At 62.8% G+C, this 19,765-nt stretch carries 21 protein-coding genes and 1 pseudogene; 12 read left to right on the top strand and 10 right to left on the bottom strand.

Features of this window, described 5'->3' with window-relative positions; all coding sequences use genetic code 11:
- Nucleotides 1-34 precede the first annotated feature (34 nt).
- The 4 genes from NPS29_RS00230 to NPS29_RS00215 form a co-directional block, all read right to left on the bottom strand.
- Nucleotides 35-1,198, bottom strand: a complete 1,164-nt coding sequence (locus NPS29_RS00230; protein WP_274129989.1) for an EAL domain-containing protein — start codon at nucleotides 1,196-1,198, stop codon at nucleotides 35-37.
- Nucleotides 1,199-1,321: 123 nt separating this feature from the next.
- Nucleotides 1,322-1,663 carry a hypothetical protein gene (locus NPS29_RS00225; protein ID WP_274129988.1) on the bottom strand — a complete coding sequence of 114 codons (342 nt, stop codon included), beginning with the start codon at nucleotides 1,661-1,663 and terminating at the stop codon, nucleotides 1,322-1,324.
- A complete protein-coding gene (locus NPS29_RS00220) occupies nucleotides 1,660-2,046 on the bottom strand; it encodes a phage holin family protein (protein WP_274129987.1) in 387 nt (128 codons plus the stop codon). The genes NPS29_RS00225 and NPS29_RS00220 overlap by 4 nt, the downstream gene beginning before the upstream one ends.
- Before the next feature lie 5 nt (nucleotides 2,047-2,051).
- On the bottom strand, nucleotides 2,052-2,366 hold the full coding sequence (locus NPS29_RS00215) for a DUF883 family protein (protein WP_274129986.1): 315 nt from the start codon (nucleotides 2,364-2,366) through the stop codon (nucleotides 2,052-2,054).
- A 356-nt stretch (nucleotides 2,367-2,722) separates the two neighbouring features.
- On the opposite strand from NPS29_RS00215, the gene NPS29_RS00210 reads away from it, so the two are divergent.
- Together NPS29_RS00210 and NPS29_RS00205 are read left to right on the top strand one after the other, a co-directional pair.
- Nucleotides 2,723-3,931, top strand: a complete 1,209-nt coding sequence (locus NPS29_RS00210; RefSeq protein WP_274129985.1) for an ammonium transporter — start codon at nucleotides 2,723-2,725, stop codon at nucleotides 3,929-3,931.
- A gap of 101 nt (nucleotides 3,932-4,032) precedes the next feature.
- Nucleotides 4,033-4,269 (top strand): glutaredoxin family protein, encoded by a 237-nt coding sequence (locus tag NPS29_RS00205; protein ID WP_274129984.1) that lies wholly within the window; start codon nucleotides 4,033-4,035, stop codon nucleotides 4,267-4,269.
- Between the two features lie 32 nt (nucleotides 4,270-4,301).
- On the opposite strand, the gene NPS29_RS00200 is transcribed toward NPS29_RS00205, so the two are convergent.
- Nucleotides 4,302-4,568 (bottom strand): hypothetical protein, encoded by a 267-nt coding sequence (locus NPS29_RS00200; RefSeq protein WP_274129983.1) that lies wholly within the window; start codon nucleotides 4,566-4,568, stop codon nucleotides 4,302-4,304.
- Between the two features lie 353 nt (nucleotides 4,569-4,921).
- Here NPS29_RS00200 and NPS29_RS00195 point away from each other — a divergent pair, with 353 nt between their 5' ends.
- A complete protein-coding gene (locus NPS29_RS00195) occupies nucleotides 4,922-5,812 on the top strand; it encodes a pseudouridine synthase (RefSeq protein ID WP_274129982.1) in 891 nt (296 codons plus the stop codon).
- A 294-nt stretch (nucleotides 5,813-6,106) separates the two neighbouring features.
- Here the strand turns inward: NPS29_RS00195 and NPS29_RS00190 are convergent, their stop codons facing one another.
- The gene (locus NPS29_RS00190; RefSeq protein ID WP_274129981.1) at nucleotides 6,107-7,003 is read right to left on the bottom strand and encodes a DMT family transporter; all 897 of its coding nucleotides are present in this window, start codon (nucleotides 7,001-7,003) and stop codon (nucleotides 6,107-6,109) included.
- A gap of 118 nt (nucleotides 7,004-7,121) precedes the next feature.
- Between NPS29_RS00190 and NPS29_RS00185 the strand changes: the two genes are divergently transcribed.
- Nucleotides 7,122-8,456 carry a PLP-dependent aminotransferase family protein gene (locus NPS29_RS00185; protein ID WP_274129980.1) on the top strand — a complete coding sequence of 445 codons (1,335 nt, stop codon included), beginning with the start codon at nucleotides 7,122-7,124 and terminating at the stop codon, nucleotides 8,454-8,456.
- 175 nt (nucleotides 8,457-8,631) lie between these two features.
- Nucleotides 8,632-9,324, top strand: a complete 693-nt coding sequence (locus NPS29_RS00180; RefSeq protein ID WP_274129978.1) for an ATPase — start codon at nucleotides 8,632-8,634, stop codon at nucleotides 9,322-9,324.
- A gap of 72 nt (nucleotides 9,325-9,396) precedes the next feature.
- Here NPS29_RS00180 and NPS29_RS00175 read toward each other — a convergent pair whose 3' ends face one another.
- Genes NPS29_RS00175 through NPS29_RS00165 form a run of 3 tightly spaced genes read right to left on the bottom strand, consistent with a single transcriptional unit; the run spans nucleotide 9,397 to nucleotide 12,279 of the window.
- A complete protein-coding gene (locus tag NPS29_RS00175) occupies nucleotides 9,397-10,146 on the bottom strand; it encodes a substrate-binding periplasmic protein (RefSeq protein ID WP_274129976.1) in 750 nt (249 codons plus the stop codon).
- Between the two features lie 16 nt (nucleotides 10,147-10,162).
- Entirely contained in the window at nucleotides 10,163-11,506 is a 1,344-nt protein-coding gene (locus tag NPS29_RS00170) for a GGDEF domain-containing protein (protein ID WP_274129974.1), read from the bottom strand.
- A 2-nt stretch (nucleotides 11,507-11,508) separates the two neighbouring features.
- Nucleotides 11,509-12,279, bottom strand: coding sequence for a substrate-binding periplasmic protein (locus tag NPS29_RS00165; protein WP_274129973.1), 771 nt, complete (start codon nucleotides 12,277-12,279; stop codon nucleotides 11,509-11,511).
- A gap of 540 nt (nucleotides 12,280-12,819) precedes the next feature.
- On the opposite strand from NPS29_RS00165, the gene cydP reads away from it, so the two are divergent.
- The 5 genes and pseudogenes from cydP (at nucleotide 12,820) to NPS29_RS00140 (ending at nucleotide 16,177) form a co-directional block, all read left to right on the top strand.
- On the top strand, nucleotides 12,820-13,017 hold the full coding sequence (gene cydP / locus NPS29_RS00160) for a cytochrome oxidase putative small subunit CydP (protein WP_274129972.1): 198 nt from the start codon (nucleotides 12,820-12,822) through the stop codon (nucleotides 13,015-13,017).
- A pseudogene (locus NPS29_RS00155) lies at nucleotides 13,014-14,603 on the top strand (cytochrome ubiquinol oxidase subunit I). Before cydP ends, NPS29_RS00155 begins: the two are co-directional and overlap by 4 nt.
- A gap of 10 nt (nucleotides 14,604-14,613) precedes the next feature.
- Complete coding sequence (cydB, locus tag NPS29_RS00150; protein WP_274129971.1) at nucleotides 14,614-15,756, top strand: cytochrome d ubiquinol oxidase subunit II; 1,143 nt, start codon at nucleotides 14,614-14,616, stop codon at nucleotides 15,754-15,756.
- Nucleotides 15,757-15,768: 12 nt separating this feature from the next.
- On the top strand, nucleotides 15,769-15,885 hold the full coding sequence (gene cydX, locus NPS29_RS00145) for a cytochrome bd-I oxidase subunit CydX (RefSeq protein ID WP_274129970.1): 117 nt from the start codon (nucleotides 15,769-15,771) through the stop codon (nucleotides 15,883-15,885).
- Entirely contained in the window at nucleotides 15,875-16,177 is a 303-nt protein-coding gene (locus NPS29_RS00140) for a cyd operon YbgE family protein (protein WP_274129969.1), read from the top strand. The genes cydX and NPS29_RS00140 overlap by 11 nt, the downstream gene beginning before the upstream one ends.
- On the opposite strand, the gene NPS29_RS00135 is transcribed toward NPS29_RS00140, so the two are convergent.
- Nucleotides 16,165-17,463, bottom strand: a complete 1,299-nt coding sequence (locus tag NPS29_RS00135; RefSeq protein ID WP_274129968.1) for an MFS transporter — start codon at nucleotides 17,461-17,463, stop codon at nucleotides 16,165-16,167. The two genes, NPS29_RS00140 and NPS29_RS00135, sit on opposite strands and share 13 nt — an antisense overlap.
- Before the next feature lie 392 nt (nucleotides 17,464-17,855).
- Between NPS29_RS00135 and NPS29_RS00130 the strand changes: the two genes are divergently transcribed.
- Together NPS29_RS00130 and NPS29_RS00125 are read left to right on the top strand one after the other, a co-directional pair.
- A complete protein-coding gene (locus NPS29_RS00130; RefSeq protein WP_274129967.1) occupies nucleotides 17,856-18,773 on the top strand; it encodes a LysR family transcriptional regulator in 918 nt (305 codons plus the stop codon).
- On the top strand, nucleotides 18,773-19,681 hold the full coding sequence (locus NPS29_RS00125) for a LysR family transcriptional regulator (protein WP_274129966.1): 909 nt from the start codon (nucleotides 18,773-18,775) through the stop codon (nucleotides 19,679-19,681). The genes NPS29_RS00130 and NPS29_RS00125 overlap by 1 nt, the downstream gene beginning before the upstream one ends.
- The last annotated feature ends 84 nt before the right edge of the window (nucleotides 19,682-19,765 follow it).

Here is a 19,765-nt window from a genome sequence, read left to right as displayed (position 1 = left end):
AAGCTGCAAGGGGCAGATCGTGACGGGGCGTGAATCAGAAACCGGCCGCGTCGACATCGATCAGCAGCAGCCGCTGGCCGTTGTCGAAAAACTGCCCGGCGGTCAGGCAATACTGGTTGCTGGTGGCGTCGCGGTAGGTGTTGGACAGGGTCAGTCGGCGCTCGTGCCAGCCCTCGGCGAGCAGGTGGTAGAAGTAAGGCCGCCAGGACCAGTTGTGGCCCAGGTAGCGGGTGTCGGCCAGCCAGGCGCCGTTCTGCCACTCAAGGTTGGGGGTCAACTGGGTGCCGTGGCGGTCGCATTGATAGAAGCGCAGCAGCCAGGGGAAATCCGCCACGTTCGGCAGCTCGGCCAGTGGCGCGTTGCCCTCGGCCCAGCCCTGAAGCCGTTGCATGAGCTGGCACAGTTGCTTGCGCAGGGTCATCAGGCGCTCGCGCTCGACCACTTTGCGCTGCACGTAGCCGTCACGCAGTTGCGCGAAGCGCTCGACGAAGGCTTCGGCGGCGAAGAAGTCGGTCTCGGCCTGGGCAAAGAGAAAACCCTGCACGTAGCGCGAGCCGCACTCCAGAGCGAAATGCAGTTCGGCCTCGGTCTCCACGCCCTCGGCGATGATCCAGCAACCGGTCTTTTCCGCCATTTGCGCCAGGGCCTTGACCACGTCGCTGCTTGGCCCGCCTCGCGCCGCCGCCTGGAACAGGCGCATGTCGAGCTTGAGGATGTCCGGCTGCAAGGCCAGCACCCGGTCCAGTTGGGAGTAGCCTGCACCGAAATCGTCGATGGCGATGCGCGCCCCGGCTTGTCGATAACGCGCCACCACGTCGGAGAGCCGCTGGCTGTCGCCGCCCAGCTCGGTGATTTCGAAGACGATCCGCTGCGCCGCGATCCCGTGGCGTTGCAGCTGCTTGAGGCTGGGCAGCGGCTGGTCGGGACGCAGGCGGCTGATCCAGCGCGGCGAAATGTTCAGGCTCAGGAACCAGTCGGCGGGGGCCTCGTGCAGGCGTTGCAGGGCGTTGTCGCGGATCAGCCGGTCCAGGCGGCGCAGCTCGGCGGCAGGCCTTCTGGAGTCGGCGAACAGCGGCCCCACCGAGGCAAGGCGACCGTCGTCCTGACGCAGGCGCCCCAGCGCTTCCACGCCTGCGATCCGGCCTGTCGCGGTATCGATGAACGGCTGAAAACAGGCTAGCGGTTGCCCATCGATCACATGGCCTCCTTATGGGTCATTGGCATTATTGTCGACACAAACGGCTACGCCCTGGCCCGACATGCATCGTCGAGCGAGGGCGTAGGCCTGGGTGTGTTGCAAGAATGCAGCCAAAAGGCCATCTCAAGGACGGCGCGAGGTGCCTTGCAGGATGAGTTTGATGATCGGCATCAGGCTGGCGCTCAGCTTGATCAGCCGGGTCACGCTGCCTGTGCGCTGGCTGCGCGTACCCTTGCCGGTGAGAAAGCCGAGCAGGGACACGATGCCGACTCCCCACAGCGGCGCGTGCTTGATGCCCAGCGAGCCGGGCAGGTCGTGGGCCATGCCGCGCATGCGATGCAGGGGCCGCATCAGTTGCGCCGACTCGTGCCGAATCTCCTGACGGTGCATCTCCATGCGCAGGCGGATCAACGCCTTGCGCAACTCGCGGCGGTTATGGGTCTGGGGCAGTTGGGGCAGGCTCATGGCATCAGTCGCTCGCGGTCGTTGGCCAGTTCTTCCAGAGTGGAATGGAAAGGGGAAGACTCATCGAACACTGCTGCCTTGAGGCGCATCGCGCAAAACAGCGCCGCCAGGGAATAGAACACGCAGAGCCCGATGATGCCGGTGAGGCGATAACTGTCCCAGACCAGAATCAGCAGCAGCGCCGACAAGCCGATCAGCAGCAGCAAGGCAAACACCAGCGCCAGCCCTGCGAACAGCAACAGGCTGACGGTGCGGGCTTTCTGTTCCTGCAGCTCGATGCCGAACAACTCGACATGGCTATGCAGCAGACCCAGAAATGCAGCGCCTAACCGGCGTGGCGAGGAGGTGTGGTCGGTCCCGGATGGACCCGTTTCAGACGTCATGCCGATCAGCGCCGAGTGGCCAGAAGGCCCAGCAGGAAGCCGACGCCGGCGGCGATGCCCACTGATTGCCATGGGTTGGTCTGCACGTAATCTTCGGTCGCTGCCAGTGCATCCTTGCCGCGTTCGCGCAGGGTCTGCTCGGCCAGGGCCAGGGTTTCACGGGCGCGCAGCAGGCTGTCGTTGATCTGGTCGCGCAGCTCGTCAGCCTGATCGCCGGCCAGGGAGGCCGTGTGCGCCAGCAGCTTTTCCGTGTCGGCAACCAGTGTCTGGAAATCTGCCATCAATATGTCCTGGGCTTTCTCTGCTGTTGGGCGAGCCATGATGTTCTCCGTTGGGGTGGCAATATTGGGTTTCGAGTATGGCTCATTACTGAAGGTTCATTCCAATTCCCCGCAGATGAGTGCCGGTTGGCTGGTACAGGTTTTGCTTTGCGATGGTGCGCCAGGGAGGCGGCGCGCTCCAATGCAGAGCGCGCATGTCGGTCAAGCCGGCAAAACCTAGAACCTGAATCATAAAACCTGGAAAAACGCCCCAGCGTTCAACATTTCTGTCTTTCTGCGTGCGCCAAAGCGGGTCGCAGAGGTCTCAGGGTGCGCCTATTTGGTGCTTTTCCTGGCGCGGGATAGAAGGGTTGTGCTGCTTTGGTGCTTTTCGTTAATTGCAGGCCTGCCTCTCGATGGAAAACATGCAAAGCGCAGTGGACACCCTGGTCCACAGCTCCAATACCCTGTTCATTCTGATCGGCGCGGTCATGGTTCTGGCCATGCACGCCGGGTTCGCCTTTCTGGAAGTCGGCACTGTGCGCCAGAAGAATCAGGTCAATGCGCTGTCGAAAATCCTCAGTGACTTCGCCGTATCGACCCTGGCCTACTTCTTTATTGGCTACTGGATTTCCTATGGGGTGAGTTTTCTCCAGCCCGCCGCTGTGCTGGCGACGGATCACGGCTACGGCCTGGTGAAATTCTTCTTCCTGCTGACCTTTGCCGCCGCGATCCCGGCGATCATCTCCGGCGGCATCGCCGAGCGGGCGAAATTCGAGCCGCAGCTGTGCGCCACGGTGCTGATCGTCGCGTTTGTGTATCCGTTCTTCGAAGGCATGGTGTGGAACGGCAACTTCGGATTGCAGGCCTGGTTGCTCAAGACCTTCGGCGCAAGCTTCCATGACTTCGCAGGTTCCGTGGTGGTGCACGCCATGGGTGGCTGGCTGGCGCTGGCGGCCGTGACCTTGCTCGGTGCGCGCAACGGCCGCTATCGCGACGGCAAGCTGGTGGCGTATCCGCCTTCGAGCATTCCATTCCTGGCGCTGGGATCGTGGATTCTCATCGTCGGCTGGTTCGGCTTCAACGTCATGAGTGCGCAGACGCTCGACGGCGTCAGTGGGCTGGTGGCGGTCAATTCGCTGATGGCGATGGTCGGCGGCACGGTCGCAGCGCTGATCGTCGGTCGCAACGACCCAGGCTTCCTGCACAACGGTCCGCTTGCCGGGCTGGTGGCAGTCTGTGCCGGTTCCGATCTGATGCACCCGGTGGGCGCACTGCTCACGGGGATGATCGCAGGTGCCGTGTTCGTCTGGTGTTTCACGGCCGCGCAAGTGCGCTGGAAGATCGACGACGTGCTGGGCGTCTGGCCGCTGCACGGTGTGTGCGGCGTCTGGGGCGGGATTGCCTGCGGCATCTTTGGCCAGGTCAGCCTGGGCGGGATGGGCGGCGTCAGCCTGCTGAGCCAGTTGATCGGCACCGCGCTGGGTGTGGTCGTTGCACTGGCCGGGGGCTTTGCGGTGTACGGGCTGATCAGGCGCTGCCTGGGTCTGCGCCTGAATCAGGAGCAGGAGTATTACGGCGCGGATCTGTCGATCCACAAGATCGGGGCGGTCAGCCACGACTGATCGCCTGGGCTGCGGTGCGGCGCCGGTTGAGGCTCGACGTCATTTCGGGGCGGGCCTAAACTGGCGCTCTATGCTGCCGCTCGTGACCAGAGGATCACTCCATGCCGCCGGAATGCCAACTGTTCGGAACCCTGGGCTGTCATTTGTGCGAAGTCGCCGAGGCCGAGCTGATGCCGTTGGTGGAGCATGGCTTGCTGGTGGAGTTGGTGGATATAGCCGAGAGTCAGGCAATGAATGAAGCCTACGGCTTGCGGATTCCGGTGCTGCGGCGCACCGACACCGGTGCCGAACTGGACTGGCCGTTCGACACCGATCAGGTGGTGGTGTTTCTGCGCTAGCTTTGTTGCCAGCGGCACCCACGCTTGCGGGATTACAGGTACTGAGTGTCTACGACCATTGCCTTGGCAACGGCTTCTTTCTGCGCTTCGGTCATGCCGTCCCAGACGTGCACCTTGGCGAAATAGCCAAGACCGGCCACCACGTACAGGCTCAAGGTGAAGATGATGGCGACCGACATGAAGGTCCAGCGGCCCATGTCATGCTCGTCATCCGAGAAGGACTGCGAGTAGTTCTCTTCGTTTTCCACCGAAGTACCGGTGGAAAGGCGTTTGATCCATTGAAACAGTTGGCCGAGCATGGTGTTTCCTCAAAGTTTTAAAATGAAATCTGTAGGGCAGTTGCGCCTGACGGGCGTTTGCAAAAGCTGAAAACGAAAAAAGCCCGTCGAGGACGGGCTTTCTTTTTATGAGGTCAGGTCTGGCAGGCGTTTTCGGTGTCGAGCATCCATGAAGGGATGTGCGTTCGGGTTCGCGCCTGCTTGCCGATTTCGAAACATTTTAGAACAAATCAAATTGAGAGGCTACCGGCGTCATCTAGTTGTCAGACAACTGGTCGTGTTTCGGCGTGCGACATAAGGTCGCGCTCGCCGGCTGGCTCGCACAAGCGCCGAGGGTAGGGGATAATCCAGGCTTTCCCGATCCAGAGTCATTCATGTCGCAGTCCGTTTTCGCCCCCGCCGACACTCAGGCCAGCACCCTCTATCTGCCGCCAGGCCCGTGGCTGACGGTGCTCGACTGTCTTTGCGATCACTTCCGCGCCATCGGCCGCGAGCAATGGCTCGACCGCATCGCCCGTGGTCGGGTGCTTGACGGGGAAGGGCAGCCCATCGCCCTGGATTTGCCCTATCGCGAAGGGCTGCGCATTCACTATTTCCGCGAAGTGCCCAATGAAGTGCCGATTCCGGTGCAGGAAACCATCCTGTATGCGGATGAGCATCTGGTGGTGGCGGACAAGCCGCATTTCCTGCCGGTGACGCCTGCTGGCGAGTATGTCGAGCAGACGTTGCTGCGGCGCCTGATTCGCACGCTGGATAACCCCAATCTGGTGCCGCTGCACCGCATCGACCGGCACACGGCGGGGCTGGTGCTGTTTTCGGCGAACAAGCAGAGCCGCTCGGCGTACCAGGCGTTGTTTCCGACACGGCAGATCGACAAATCCTACGAAGCCATTGCCAAGGCGCTGCCGGAGGTGGAGTTTCCACGGGTGCACAAAAGCCGGCTGGTCGATGGCGAGCCGTTTTTCCGGATGCAGGAAGGCCCGGGGCAGAGCAACACCGAAACCCGCATCGAGGTGCGCGAGCGTCAGGGTGAATTGTGGCGTTACGGCCTGTACCCGGTGACCGGCAAGAAGCACCAGTTGCGGGTGCACATGGCGGCGCTAGGGGCGGCTATCTGCAATGACCCGTTTTACCCGGATGTGCTCAAGGATGTGCTGGACGATTATGACAGACCGTTGAAGTTGCTGGCGCAAGGGCTGCGCTTTGTCGATCCGGTGACAGGGCAGGAGCGAGTCTTCGAGAGCCGCATCAAACTGGCGTGGTGACGCCCGGCGCCCGTTATCCCCATCCTGCCGCCTTCGCGGGCAAGCCCGCTCCCACAAGGGGTAGGGTCGTTTGCAAGTCATTTCACAACGCATGACCTAGGGGAGTGTGCTTGCGCCCGTTATCCCCATCCTGCCGCCTTCGCGGGCAAGCCCGCTCCCACAGGGGGTAGGGTGGTTTGCAAGTCATTTCACAACGCATGACCTGTGGGAGTGGGCTTGCCCACGAAGGCGTCTTTGAGATCGCCGACGCCGGCAAGCCGGACTGCAACAGGTCTTCTGTGGCGAAGCGCAATGTCAACGGGCGAATCGGCGGGCGCCGGCGACGCACAGGATCACGGCAAGCGTCACCCCGAGCATGCCAAGGCTCACCTGTTCGTGCAGCAGCGTCGCCGCCAGCGCCAGGCCGAAGAAGGGTTGCAGCAACTGCAACTGGCCAACCGCAGCGATTCCCCCTTGAGCCAGCCCTCGATACCAGAACACAAAGCCGATCAGCATGCTGAACAGCGACACATACCCCAGGCTCAGCCAGGCGGGCAGGGTGATGTGAACGAAGGATGCAGGTGCGGTGATCCAGGTCAGCGCCAGCATTACCGGCAGCGACAGCACCAGCGCCCAACTGATGACCTGCCAGCCACCCAGTGTTTTCGACAGCTTCGCCCCTTCGGCATACCCCAGCCCGCACACCAGCATCGCCAGCAGCATCAGCAAATCGCCCTTGGGTGAAGCAGTCAGCCCTTGAGCCAGCGCGTAGCCCACCACCAGCCCGCTGCCCAGCAGCGAAAACACCCAGAACACCGGGCGCGGGCGCTCGCCACCGCGCAGCACGGCAAACGCGGCAGTGGCCAGCGGCAACAGGCCAACGAAAACGATCGAGTGCGCAGAGGTCACATATTGCAAGGCCAGTGCGGTGAGCAACGGAAAACCGACCACCACCCCGAGCGCAACGATCAACAGCGGCAACCACTGATCCCGAGCAGGGCGCTTTTCCCTGAGCAGCCACAGCATGCCCAGCGCCAGGGCACCGGCAATCGACGCTCGGGCGACCGTGAGGAAGACCGGCGCGAACTCCTGGACGGCAATCCGCGTGGCCGGCAACGACCCGCTGAAAATGGTCACGCCGATCAGACCGTTGAGCCATCCGCTCGAGGCTTTTTGCGTGGGCAGGGGTTCGAGCTGCGATACATGTTCCATGGTGTCGGGCCTCGGTGACGGCGGGGGAGGTGCAGTCGGCAGGCAGTGCCTGTTGCATGCCGGGAATGCTAAGGCGCAGAATCAATACAATCAAAAAATTGTCATGGATACATCACCCATGCCTCGCGCCCGCTACAAGACCGTGGTTGACACTTTCGCCAACGACATTGCCTCCGGAGCCCTGCCGCCCGGCACCCGTTTGCCGACCCACCGTCAGTTGGCCGAGCAACAGGGGCTGGCGTTGGTGACGGCATCGCGGGTCTATGCCGAGCTTGAGGCGATGGGGCTGGTCAGCGGCGAAACCGGGCGCGGTACTTTCGTGCGCGAGATCGCGCTGCCCCTGACACATGGCGTCGATCAGCAGGCCACTGCGGCGGGGATGCTCGACCTCAATTTCAACTACCCGGCGCTGCCGGGCCAGGCGCAGATGCTGCGCACCGGGCTGCGGCAGTTGGCGCTGTCGGGGGATCTGGAAGCCTTGCTGCGCTATCAGCCCCATGCCGGGCGCCTGCATGAGCGCGCCTGCATGGCACGGCACCTGATCGACCGCGGGCTTGCGGTGAGCGCCGAACAGATCCTCATCGTCAGCGGCGCCCAGCATGGCCTGGCGGCAACGGTCATGGCCTTGCTCAAGCCCGGCGATGTGGTGGCGGTGGATGCGCTGACCTACTCGGGCTTCAAGGTGATCGCCCAGGCCCATCGGCTGGAGCTGGTGCCGATCCCGTTGAGCGAAACCGGGCCCGACCTGCAGGCCCTCGAAACCCTCTGCGCGAAGCGCCGGATCAAGGCGGTGTATGCGATGCCGACGCTGCACAATCCCATGGGCTGGGTCTTGGACGCGGCCTGGCGCAGGCGGCTGGCGGACATCGCCCAGGCCCACGATCTGCTGCTGATCGAGGACGCGGCCTATGCATTTCTCGCGCAGAACCCGCCCGCGCCCTTGCAGACGCTGGCGCCCGACCGCACGGTCTATATTTCAGGTTTCTCCAAGAACGTCGCCACCGGCTTGCGGGTTGGTTATATCGCCGCGCCCCTCAAATGGGTGGCGTCGATCGAGCGGGCGATCCGCGCGACCACCTGGAACACCCCGGGTGTGATGACGGCGTTGGTCTGCGGATGGGTCATGGATGGTACCGTCGAGCGTCTAGAAGCCGAGAAACGCAAGGACGCGATGAGTCGCAACCGGCTCGCCAGAAAGGCCCTGGCCGGGCTTGCGGTGATCGGCCATCCGGCGTCGTACTTTCTATGGCTGCCGCTGCCCGAAGAGGTCCGCGCCGATCAGGTGGCGGTGGCACTGCTGGCGCAGGACATTGCCGTGGCCACCGCCGAGCCGTTTGCCGTCGGCAGCCCCGTTCCCCATGCATTGCGCCTGGCGCTGGGCTCGCTCGAACCTGGGGCATTGACTGCTGCGCTGCATAAAGTCCGCCAGGTGATCCTCAACTTCGCAGTGTGAGTTAGTTCGTTTACGCCTATTGGAAAGTTGTTTTATTCGCGAAACCGTAAAGGACTTTCTCAATCCCTCTACCATTCGTGAAATCGATAGTGAACATCAAGAAACGGGAGTTCTTTTTTTCCAGCAAAGGAGCAGGATAGAGCCATACCGAACTGGCTTTAGAAGGACATGCGCGATGAGAATTTCAACCCTGCTGACGCTCGTCGCCGTACTGACTGGCGGGTTCGCCGCCGCGCCTTCCTACGCCGCCGACAACGCTCAAGCCTATACTGCGGCCGAGCAGTCCTGCCATTTCCTGCCGGTTGCCGACAGCGCGCTGAGCCTGAAGAAGTCCCAGTCGGTGGGCGTGCTCTACAGCGAAAACACCGTTGGCACCCTTGAATATCTGGAGCGTTACCACGCCGTCGCGCTCAAAGGCATCCAGAGCGGCAAACTGGACTCACGCATCAGCAACGCCTTCATCAACAGCTCCGATCCGAAACTGGCCATCGACTGGCTCAAGGGTTCGTTGCAGAAGGAATTCGCCTCGGTGACGGTCTACGAAAATCTCGATGCACTGATGAAGGCGCGCCCTGATGTGGTAGTCATGCTCGACACTTACAGCCAGTTGGTGACCCAGCGCAACAGCAAGTTCGAGGCGCGGTTCGTGGCCAAGTTCTACGACGCCAACCTGCAATACATCGGCCAGGCACAAGGCCTGGGCGAGAAGGAACTGAGTTCTATCTGGGTCCGCGACAAGGCCGCTCCGGAAATCGCCGCGCAGATCGATCAGCAGCGTGAGTTGCAGATCAACGCCCTGAAACAGTTCAACTTGTCGCTCAAGGCGCTGGTGACGTCCGGCGAGGTGGCACAGGTGGCGGGCAACTGATCGCCAACACCTGGCGAACTAGCGAACGGCTCTGCCCTCTGGCAGGGCCGTTTGCGTTTTCCGGGAGGGAAACTAGCGGGCGAGGACCTTGGCAACGGTGCCGTCGTTTTTCAGTTGGGCGAAGGCGTTGGTGATGCGCTTGACGGTTTCTTCCGGCGTCTTGAGGCTGATGGCGACGTACAGGCCCTTGGACAGGTCGTCCAGGGTGTAGACCGCTTCCAGGTCTTCGTAGGCAATGTGCAGGTCATCGCACTGTTCCCGCGCCTCGCGTTCGGGCATCGGCACCAGCAGTACCTGGCCGCTCAGCAGTTTGCGCAGGTTGTCCAGGTTGTTGGCCGACACCACCATCTTGCTGAATCCCTTGCCCTCCAGGTATTCCTGGCGCGAGTCGTCGCGCACCACGCCGACGCTGTAGTTCCTGGCGTCCTGCAGGCTCTTGACCACCACGTCGCGGCGTTCGCGCAGCTTGTAGAACGAGGGGGTGACCTGATCCAGCTCGCCGACCCATTTGAACAGCGGGTCGCGTTCGGCGCTGCGGATGATCGGGTAGATCAGCACATTGGGTTCCAGACGCGCCATGTCATAGGCGCGCGCCCAGGGGTAGAGCGTCATGTGGTAATCGGTGATGCCGGCCCGGGCGAGGGTCTGTTCGACGATCTCGCTGGCGACGCCCACCACCTTGCCGTTCTCGAAGGCGCTGTAGGAGGAATCCTCGGTGACCACTTGCAGCGTGTCGGCCCTTGCATTCAGGCACGCGAGAGCCAGCAAGGTGGCACAGAACGCCAGTGAACGCCGTTTGACCGAACGGGGGGTGGTACTCATGAAAGATGCTCCCTTTTCAGATCACGCAGCGATTGCGGCCCTGGCTCTTGGCCCGGTACAAGGCTTTGTCGGCGCTTTGCAACAACTGGTCGAAACGCTCCATGGTCGCCGGATCCAGCTCGGCGACGCCAATGCTCAGCGTGACATAAGGCGATACGTGCGACGCGCCGTGGGGCAGCTGCTGGTTGGCAAGCAGCTCACGCAGGCGCTCGGCCGACGCTGCGGCCTGTTCGCGGACCTGGCCGGGCAGCAGCACGGCGAATTCCTCCCCGCCCAGCCGCGCGACCAGTTCCCCGGAGCGCGAGAACAGTGCGCTCATGGTCAGGGCCACGTCGCGCAGGCATTGGTCGCCCATGGCATGGCCGTAGGTGTCGTTGTAGAGCTTGAAGAAATCGATGTCGCACATCAGCACCGAGAGTGGCTGGTGGTGGCGCAGGGCACGGTTGAATTCCAGCTCCTTGAGCTCGTCGAAGTGGCGACGGTTGGCCAGGCCCGTCAGCGGGTCGAAACGGGTCAGGGCTTCCAGGCGAATGTTCGCCGCCTGCAATTGTGCGGTGCGCTGCTCGACCACTTCGGCCAGGTGGTCGCGGCTGGCGGCCAGGGCGATTTCGTCACGGGCCTGGCGCTCCAGGTGGGTGGCGAGCTTGTCCTGCAGGTCGTTGACCCCGGCTTCGAGCATGTCCAGTTCATCACCGGCCTTGCCACTGCGTTCGAGCATCAGGTGATGTTTCAGGTTCTGTGGCGTGAGCTGTTCCAGGTGCCGGGCGATGCGCCGCACGTGAAGGGTTACCGAGCGGTTGAACATGCCCATGATGAGCCCGGCCAGCGCCAGGGACTGGATGACCTGGGTCAGCATGATGATCCAGACTTCCTTCCACAGCCGCTTCCAGAGCAGGCTCTCGTCGCCTTCGATGGTCAGCTCGCCCACCACTTCGTTGGCGCCGGGGTAGGGGGTGACCGTCAACTGGCGGTGCAGGGCGGGGGCGAGGATCGAGCCGCTGTGGCCGGGATGCTGACGTTGCAGCAGTTCAGCCGCACGGCCCGGGCGCAGGATTTTCAATTCGACCTTGCCCACCGGCGCGGCCAGCGCGACGCTGTCGATCTGCGCCTGCAACGCGTCGTTGTCCATTTCCCAGACCGCCTTGGACAGCGTGCCCTGGAACACCTGGTCGATCAGGCTCAGCTCGGCATTCATGGTCGCCAGGTTGTTGTTCCAGGCAAACCAGGTGCGAACCGTGACCGTGGCCACGGTAAACAACAGGCAGAACGCCAGGGTGGCCAATACCAGCCTGCGCGCCAGCGAACCGCTGCGTGGGGGCACGGCTTCCTCGGGAAGATTCGAATCGGACTCTGCGAGCATGCTCAATTCCATTTCCGCGCAATGGCATCGTAGGTTCCGTTCTCACGGATGGTCTTCAGCCCTTTCTTGAACAGCGCAACAGTAGCATCCGCAGTCCCGGCACTGAAAGCCATGTTGAAGCCCCCCGAATCCTCAAGTTCGGGCACACGCAAGGAGCGCACCAGCGTGCGCTCGGGATCGTCGCCGGCCTGGCGGGCCAGCCAGGTGGCGTTCAGCTCGTCGGAAATCCACAGGTCGACATGGCCGGTGCGCAATTTCTGGTAATTGAGTTCGTAGCGGTTGCTCGGCTGCAACTGCTGGCCGACTGCAAAGCGCTTGCCGATCAGGTATTGCTCCCCGACGTCTTCGTTGACGGTCGCGGTCTGCCAGTCCCGTGCGTCGTCGAGGTCCATGAGGCTGACGGGGTGGGAGGCAGAGGAATAGATGTACCAGCGGGACGTGGCGATGGTGCCCACCCACTTGAACAGGTGTTCGCGCTCGGGGGTGCGGGTAATGGAGTAGATCAGCACGTTGGGATCATGCAGCGCCAGGTCATAGGCCCGGGCCCAGGGCATGGACTGGATGGTGGCATCGACGTTCACTTCCTTGAGCACCGCCTGCACGACTTCGGTGCTCATGCCGGTCAACTGGCCATTGAGGGTCATGTTGTAGGGCGCCAGCTCCTCGGTGACCACCCGGATCGGCTCAGCCTGGCTCGCACAAACGTTCAGGCACGCGAGCACGACGGCGTAAAGCACGTTGCGGGCCTTGAGTTTGTGGTTGGGGGGCGTCATGGATGGCTACCTCATCGATGGCAGTGGTGGCGCTCATCCGGCTGACGGCCCGGGGCGCCTACGTGACAACTGCCTTCACGTTACTGATATCGGCTGCAGTGGCGGGCTCTTGAGGGGATTGGGTGCCGTTTATCATCTAATTGAAGGTTGGCTTGGGATCTTTACTTTGATGCCCTTCGGGCCTGATCGCGAGCAAGCTCACTCCTACATTTTTTGCAACGTGCCGCATTCTGATGGACCGAGTAGGTAGCCTTCTTGACCTGCCAATGATCCCGCGCCATGCACCAAGGCTATCAACGCGGTCCATCAGGCCATGGCACGTTGCAACAAATGTAGGAGTGAGCTTGCTCGCGATGCGCCCGCAGGGCATCCATGTAGCAATCCCCCGCCAAGCCCCTCAAAAACCCACAATCCAATACCAACCACTACAGTCCCCCTGTGGCACTACGCCACACCCCCCATCCCCCCGCCCTTGATCCAGATCAAAAACCTCAGAAAGGTCTGTAGGAAAAATACCTCGTACCCCGACGAGTCCTCAACATGCCTGGCCCTTTCGATTTCCTCAAACACCCGCTGGCGAAAGAAATCGGGCTGATCCTGTTGCTCAAACTCATCCTGCTGATGGGCATCCGGAGCGTCTGGTTCGACGCGCCGGTCGACGTCAGCGATGACGGGGTGCAAGTCGGCCTGCATGTAATGGGTGCCCCTCCCGAACCTGATGAGAAGAACCCACAATGATTTCGGAATCAGTCGTCGACCTGTCTCGACTGCAATTCGCAATGACCGCGCTGTACCACTTTATCTTCGTCCCTCTGACCCTGGGCATGACCTTCCTGCTGGCCATCATGGAGTCGGTGTACGTCATGACCGGCAAGCAGGTCTACAAGGACATGACCCGGTTCTGGGGCAAGCTGTTCGGCATCAACTTCGCCCTGGGCGTGACCACCGGGCTGACCATGGAATTTCAGTTCGGCACCAACTGGGCCTACTACAGCCATTACGTGGGCGACATCTTCGGCGCGCCGCTGGCCATAGAAGGGATGATGGCGTTCTTCCTCGAATCGACCTTCATCGGGCTGTTCTTCTTCGGCTGGGATCGCTTGAGCCGCGTGCAGCATCTGGCCGTGACCTGGCTGGTAGCGATTGGCTCGAACATGTCGGCGCTGTGGATTCTCATCGCCAATGGCTGGATGCAGAACCCGGTTGGCGCCGAGTTCAACTTCACCACCATGCGCATGGAACTCACCAGTTTCAGCGAGTTGGTGTTCAACCCGGTGGCGCAGGTCAAGTTCGTGCACACCGTGGCCGGCGGTTATGTCACCGGCGCCATTTTCGTCCTCGCGATTTCCAGCTGGTACCTGCTCAAGGGCCGGGATACCGGCTTTGCCCGTCGTTCGTTCGCCATCGCTTCGGCGTTCGGCATGGCGTCGATCCTGTCGGTGATCGTGCTGGGCGATGAGTCCGGCTACGAGATCGGCGATGTGCAGAAAACCAAGCTGGCGGCCATCGAGGCTGAATGGGAAACCGAACCGGCCCCAGCGGCCTTCACCTTGTTCGGTCTGCCGAACCAGGCTGAGCAGCGCACCGACTACGCGGTGAAGATCCCCTACGTGATGGGCATCATCGCCACCCGCTCGGTAGACAAGCAGGTCACCGGGATCAAGGACCTGGTCAGCGAGCATCAGGGCCGCATCCGCAACGGCATGATCGCCTACGAGTTGCTGGGCAAGCTGCGCGCCGGCGACAGGAGCGAGCAGACCCTGAACGCCTTCAACGACGTCAAGAAAGACCTGGGCTACGGCCTGCTGCTCAAGAAATACACCGACAAGGTGGTGGACGCCAATGAACAGCAGATCAAACAGGCGGCGCTGGATTCGATTCCCCACGTGGCGTCGATCTTCTGGACCTTCCGCATCATGGTTCTCAGCGGTGTGCTGATGCTGCTGTTGTTCGCCTGCGCCTTCTGGGCCTCGGCGCGCAAGAACGAGACCGGCAAGCGCTGGTTGCTCAAATGGGCGCTGTTCAGCCTGCCGCTGCCGTGGGTTGCCACCCAGACCGGCTGGTGGGTCGCCGAGCATGGTCGCCAGCCCTGATCGATCGGTGAAGTGCTGCCGGTGCACCTGTCGGCTTCGACGCTCTCGGCTGGGGATGTCCTGGGCTCGATCCTGGCGCTGGTGGCGTTCTACACCGTGCTGCTGATTATCGAGATGTACCTCATGATCAAGTTCGCCCGCTTGGGGCCAAGCAGCCTGCACACCGGGCGTTATCACTTCGAACGCGGTGAAAGCGACGTGACCGCAGCCAAACAACCGGCGCTGGCCTGAGGAACAGACGATGTTCGATTACGAGACACTCAAACTGATCTGGTGGGTGCTGGTCGGCGTGCTGCTGATCGGTTTCGCTCTGACTGACGGCTTTGACCTGGGCGCAGCGATGCTGATGCCTATCGTGGGCCGCACCGACACTGAACGGCGGGTGGTCATCAACACCATCGCTCCGCACTGGGACGGCAACCAGGTGTGGCTGATCACCGCCGGTGGCGCGTTGTTCGCCGCCTGGCCGCTGGTCTACTCGGCGGCGTTTTCCGGGTTGTACTGGGCGCTGCTGCTGGTGCTGTTCGCGCTGTTCGTGCGCCCGGTGGGCTTCGACTATCGCAGCAAGCTGGAGAATACCCGCTGGCGCCAGAGCTGGGACTGGGGCCTGTTCGTCGGTGGCCTTGTACCGTCGCTGGTGTTCGGCGTGGCGTTCGGCAACCTGCTGCTGGGCGTGCCGTTCCAGTTCGATGACACCTTGCGTTCCAGCTACCACGGCAACTTCTGGCAACTGCTCAGCCCCTTCGGCCTGCTGGCTGGGGTGGTGAGCCTGTCCATGCTCGGGCTGCACGGCGGCACCTGGCTGATGATGCGCACCGAAGGCGCGATTGCCCGTCGCTCGCGGCGTGCCGCGCAGTGGCTGTCGCTGGTGTTTCTGCTGGCGTTCGTCGGTGCGGGGGTGTGGCTGTTGCTGGGGGGAATTCAGGGCCTGGCGATCACCTCGGCCTTCGATGCCGGCAGCGCGCTGAACCCGCTGTCCAAGACCGTGGCAGCCACCAACCCTGGCTGGATGGCCAATTACCACGCGCATCCTTTGACTGTCATCGCGCCGCTGCTCGGGGTCTTTGGCGCACTGCTGGCCTTGCTCGGTGCCAGCGCGGGGCAGGGCCGGACGGCGTTCGCGGGCAGCAGCCTGGCCATCGTCGGAGCCTTGTGCACGGCGGGTTTCGCGCTGTTCCCGTTCGTCATGCCATCGAGCCTGGACCCGGCCTCGAGCCTGACGGTGTGGGACGCGGTGTCCAGCCACAGAACCCTGGTCATCATGCTGGTCGCCGCCGCCATCTTCGTGCCGCTGATCCTCTGCTACACGCTGTGGTGCTATGCCCGCATGTGGGGCAAGGTCACCGATGCGCACATCGAACAAAACCCTCACGGCCTGTATTAAGGAGCGCTAGACATGTGGTATTTCGCCTGGATTCTCGGTGTGCTGCTGGCCTGCAGCTTCGGCATCATCAACGCCTTGTGGCTTGAGGCTTCGGATACTGACGCGGTGGAGAACGGCCGTGACCGCTAGGGTTGCCCGTTCACCGTTCGGCCATGCCATCAGCCGGGTGCTGTCCCTGCTGATGGCGGTGCCCATGAGCCTGGTCCTGCTGATTCACCCCGCCTCGATGCTCGATGCCAACGGCCACTATTCCCACAGCCTGCTGATGCTGGTGATGTGGGGCGTGGCCGGCGGGTTCGTGCATGGCGTCGGTTTCGAGCCCAGGGCACGGGCCTGGCGGGTGGTGTTTCACCCGCTATTGGCGTGGGGCCTGATGGGCGCAGGCTACGGGATGTGGCTGACGGCCCGTCAGTTGCTCTGAGGTTGAGCCTGCGCCGCCTTGACCACCGGCACGATGGACAACGCAATCAGCGCCGCGATCACGCACAAAAGGCCCGAGATGAAGAACGCGGGCAGGTAGCTGGCGAAGTGAGTGCGTGTCCATCCGGCGCCGAACGCGGCAAAAGCGGCGCCCAACTGGTGACCGGCGAACACCCAGCCAAACACGATGTTGGCTCGCGCCGGGCCGAACTTCTGCACGGTGAGCTTGACCGTCGGCGGTACGGTGGCGATCCAGTCCAGGCCATAGATCAGCGCGAAGAACGACAGGCCGTACACCGTGAAATCCGAGAACGGCAGGATAATCAGCGACAGCCCGCGAAAGCCGTAGTAGCAGAACAGCAGCCAGCGGTTGTCGTAGCGGTCCGACAGCCAGCCTGAACCGATGGTCCCGAAGAAGTCGAAAATCCCCATCACCGCCAGCATGCTCGCGGCGGTGGTGGCGATCAGGCCGTAATCGCCGCACATGCTGATGAAGTGCGTCTGGATCAGGCCGTTGGTGCTGGCGCCGCAGATGAAAAACGTCATGAACAGCACCCAGAACGTCCAGGTCCCGGAGACTTCACGCAGCACCTTGATCGGCGTGACCAGCAATTGGCCCAGGCTCTGTTTGCTGGCAGCGGTGGGCTGGATTTCGGTGTCGCCGTAGGAGGGCAGTTGCAGGTCGGCGGGGTGATTGCGCATCAGCGCCAGCACTGCGACGCCGGCAATGACGATGGCCACGCAGATGCAGGTCAGGGCGGTGCGCCAGCCAAAATGTTCAGTGAGGTTGGCCAGCATTGGCATGAACACCAGTTGCCCGGTGGCGGAACTGGCCGAGAGCAAGCCCATGGCCATGCCGCGACGCTGGGAGAACCAGCGGGTGGCGACGGTGGCGCCCAGCACCATGGCGGTCAGCCCGGTGCCAAAACCCACCACCAGCCCCCAGAGGATGACCAGTTGCCAGAACTGGGTCATGAACAGTGAAAGAATCATGCCGGTGGCGACCAGGGTCAGCGCGGACAGCACGACCTTGCGCACGCCGAAGTGGTTCATGAACGCCGCAGCGAAGGGGCCGGTCAGGCCGAACAGGGCGAAACGCACGGCCAGCGCCGAGGAGATTTCGGCGGTGTCCCAGCCGAATTCCGCCTCCAGCGGTTTGATGAACACCCCAGGCGCGCCAACGGCACCGGCCATCACCAGCATGGTCAGGAAGGTCACGGCCAGGATGACCCAGCTGTAATGGATGCGACGGCGGGAGAGGGAAGCCGCGAGGACGGACGAAACCATGAGTGTTTCCTGAGGGTGTGTTGAGTAAAGTGGAGTACGGTCGTGCGCTAATATGAACGCTCAGTCGGGTGGTCTTCGTCAAGCGGATATTTCAGGATGTTTCGCCTCGCGCCTCATGTCCCCGTAGGAGCGCGCTTGCCCGCGATGGCGTCCTTGAGACCGCCGACGCCGGCAAGCCGGACTGCTACGGGTATGCTCACCTCAACCCTGTAGGAGTGAGCTCGCTCGCGATGGCGTCCTTGAGATCGCCGACGCCGGCAAGCCGTGCTGCTACGAAGGGATTTCGCCTCGCAACGCCCAGGCAAAGCCCCCGAAACGCTATTACCCTTGCCTCACCGCCCGCTGCACGTGTAAACCATGTCCCCGCCCACCCTCAGATACCGAGCCCCGCCTTGGACAGATTTCAGGAAATGCAGGTTTTCATCGCCGTCTGCGAAGAGCGCAGTTTCGCCACTGCTGCCCGGCGCCTGGAGATGTCGGCGCCCAGTGTCACTCGTGCGGTGGCGGCGCTTGAGAAGCGCATCGGCACGCTGTTGCTGTCACGCACGACCCGCAGCGTACACCTGAGCGAAGCCGGCCAGCGTTACCTGAGCGACTGCCGGCGTATCCTCAGCGAACTCGAAGAAGCCGAAGACTCGGCAGGGGGCAGCATCGCCGAGCCTGTCGGCCAGCTCACCGTCACCGCGTCCATGCTGTTTGGCGAGTTGTTCGTCATGCCGCTGGTGGTCGGCTACCTGCAGCAATACCCGGGCGTGAGCGTCAACGCGCTGTTGCTTGATCGCGTGACGCAGATGGTCGAGGAGGGCATCGATGTTGCCGTGCGCATCGGCCATCTGATGGACAGCAGCCAGCACGGCATAAAGGTCGGCGAAGTGCGCCGCGTGCTCTGTGCATCGCCCGCGTACCTGGATGCCCACGGCCGCCCGCAGCACCCCAATGACCTCAAGCAACACCGGCTGGTGATCTCCGCATCCAGTGTGCTGGTTCGCCGCTGGGACTTCATGGAAGACGGCAAGCCGCTGCAGGTGGATCTGCACTCGCGGCTCACAGTGTCGGCCAACCAGGGGGCGATCTCGGCCGCCGCGATGGGCTGGGGCGTGACGCGGGTGTTGTCCTATCAGGTCGCAAGCCAGGTGGCCAGTGGCGAGCTGGAGCTGATACTGGAGGACTTCGAAGAGCCGCCGGTGCCGGTGCACGTGTGTTATCAGGCCGAGCGCAAGGTGTCGGCCAAGGTGCGGACTTTTGTCGACTATTGCGTCGAACGCATGAACAACGACCCCGCGATCAAGGCCGCCGGGCGCAGCCGCTGATGGATCGTCATCAGCAAATGACCGTGTTCGCCGCCGTGGCCCGCGAGCAGGGGCTGGCGGCGGCCTCGCGCAGGCTCGGGGTTTCCCAGGCGACCATCAGTCGCTCGCTGGCCGCCCTGGAAACCCGCCTCGGCGCGCAGTTGCTGAACCGCAGCACCCGCGGCGTGACCCTGACCGAGGTCGGCCGTGCCTTCGCCAGCGAATGCGAGCGGTTGTTGCGCATGGCCGATGAAGCCGACGCATCGGCCAACGGTCTGCACGTCGAACCCAAGGGCCTGCTGAGCCTGGTAATGCCCTTGCTGTTCGGTGATCGTCTGTTGATGCCGATTGTCCTCGACTACCTCAAGGCCTGGCCGGGCATCGAGATGTCGGTCACCTATCAGGACCGCTTTCCCAACCTGCACGAAGAAGGCATCGATGTGGCGGTGCTCATCGGTCCGTTGCCGGATGCGTTCATGGTCGCCCGTGAAGTAGGCGCCGTGCGTCAGATCGTCTGCGCCAGCCCCGCATACCTCGCGCGCCACACCGAACCTCGAACCCCAGCCGATCTGGCCGCCCACTCGGTCGTGGTGTGCAGCGCCGACAACCGCATGCAGGAGTGGCGCCTGCGCCAGAACGGTGTGATGCGCACGGTGCCCTTGAAGCCGGTGCTGCGCTGCACCACGCCCAGGTCGGCCATCGAGGCATCGGTCAGGGGCGCAGGGCTGGTCTGCTGCCTGCACTATCAGGCTGACGAGCACCTGCGCGCCGGGCAACTTGTCCCCGTGCTCGAAGCCTTCGAGCCCGATCCCGTTCCGGTGCATCTGGTCTATCGTGAAGGGCGGCGGGCATCGGCGCGGGTGCGCAGCTTTGTGGATTTTGCCGTTGAACGCATGCGCCAGCACCCCGTGCTGTCCACCGGAGGATGACCGCGAAACGCCAATAATTTCATGAGATGAAATGCTGGATTGCCTTTCGTGGTGATTCTGTCTTCTGCTGTTGTGGATCAGTAT

Source organism: Pseudomonas putida, from assembly GCF_028682175.1.
Classification (GTDB): domain Bacteria; phylum Pseudomonadota; class Gammaproteobacteria; order Pseudomonadales; family Pseudomonadaceae; genus Aquipseudomonas; species Aquipseudomonas putida_AD.
The sequence above is the reverse complement of the archived record's forward strand: the minus strand, read 5'-3'. Positions and strand labels throughout refer to the sequence as shown.

Bases quoted from the DNA above. Each gene is read 5' to 3' on its own strand.
- NPS29_RS00225 (WP_274129988.1), bottom strand. From the start codon at position 1,663: ATGAGCCTGCCCCAACTGCCCCAGACCCATAACCGCCGCGAGTTGCGC.
- NPS29_RS00220 (WP_274129987.1), bottom strand. From the start codon at position 2,046: ATGACGTCTGAAACGGGTCCATCCGGGACCGACCACACCTCCTCGCCA.
- NPS29_RS00215 (WP_274129986.1), bottom strand. From the start codon at position 2,366: ATGGCTCGCCCAACAGCAGAGAAAGCCCAGGACATATTGATGGCAGAT.
- NPS29_RS00210 (WP_274129985.1), top strand. From the start codon at position 2,723: ATGGAAAACATGCAAAGCGCAGTGGACACCCTGGTCCACAGCTCCAAT.
- NPS29_RS00205 (WP_274129984.1), top strand. From the start codon at position 4,033: ATGCCGCCGGAATGCCAACTGTTCGGAACCCTGGGCTGTCATTTGTGC.
- NPS29_RS00200 (WP_274129983.1), bottom strand. From the start codon at position 4,568: ATGCTCGGCCAACTGTTTCAATGGATCAAACGCCTTTCCACCGGTACT.
- NPS29_RS00195 (WP_274129982.1), top strand. From the start codon at position 4,922: ATGTCGCAGTCCGTTTTCGCCCCCGCCGACACTCAGGCCAGCACCCTC.
- NPS29_RS00190 (WP_274129981.1), bottom strand. From the start codon at position 7,003: ATGGAACATGTATCGCAGCTCGAACCCCTGCCCACGCAAAAAGCCTCG.
- NPS29_RS00185 (WP_274129980.1), top strand. From the start codon at position 7,122: ATGCCTCGCGCCCGCTACAAGACCGTGGTTGACACTTTCGCCAACGAC.
- NPS29_RS00180 (WP_274129978.1), top strand. From the start codon at position 8,632: ATGAGAATTTCAACCCTGCTGACGCTCGTCGCCGTACTGACTGGCGGG.
- NPS29_RS00175 (WP_274129976.1), bottom strand. From the start codon at position 10,146: ATGAGTACCACCCCCCGTTCGGTCAAACGGCGTTCACTGGCGTTCTGT.
- NPS29_RS00170 (WP_274129974.1), bottom strand. From the start codon at position 11,506: ATGCTCGCAGAGTCCGATTCGAATCTTCCCGAGGAAGCCGTGCCCCCA.
- NPS29_RS00165 (WP_274129973.1), bottom strand. From the start codon at position 12,279: ATGACGCCCCCCAACCACAAACTCAAGGCCCGCAACGTGCTTTACGCC.
- cydP (WP_274129972.1), top strand. From the start codon at position 12,820: ATGCCTGGCCCTTTCGATTTCCTCAAACACCCGCTGGCGAAAGAAATC.
- cydB (WP_274129971.1), top strand. From the start codon at position 14,614: ATGTTCGATTACGAGACACTCAAACTGATCTGGTGGGTGCTGGTCGGC.
- cydX (WP_274129970.1), top strand. From the start codon at position 15,769: ATGTGGTATTTCGCCTGGATTCTCGGTGTGCTGCTGGCCTGCAGCTTC.
- NPS29_RS00135 (WP_274129968.1), bottom strand. From the start codon at position 17,463: ATGGTTTCGTCCGTCCTCGCGGCTTCCCTCTCCCGCCGTCGCATCCAT.
- NPS29_RS00125 (WP_274129966.1), top strand. From the start codon at position 18,773: ATGGATCGTCATCAGCAAATGACCGTGTTCGCCGCCGTGGCCCGCGAG.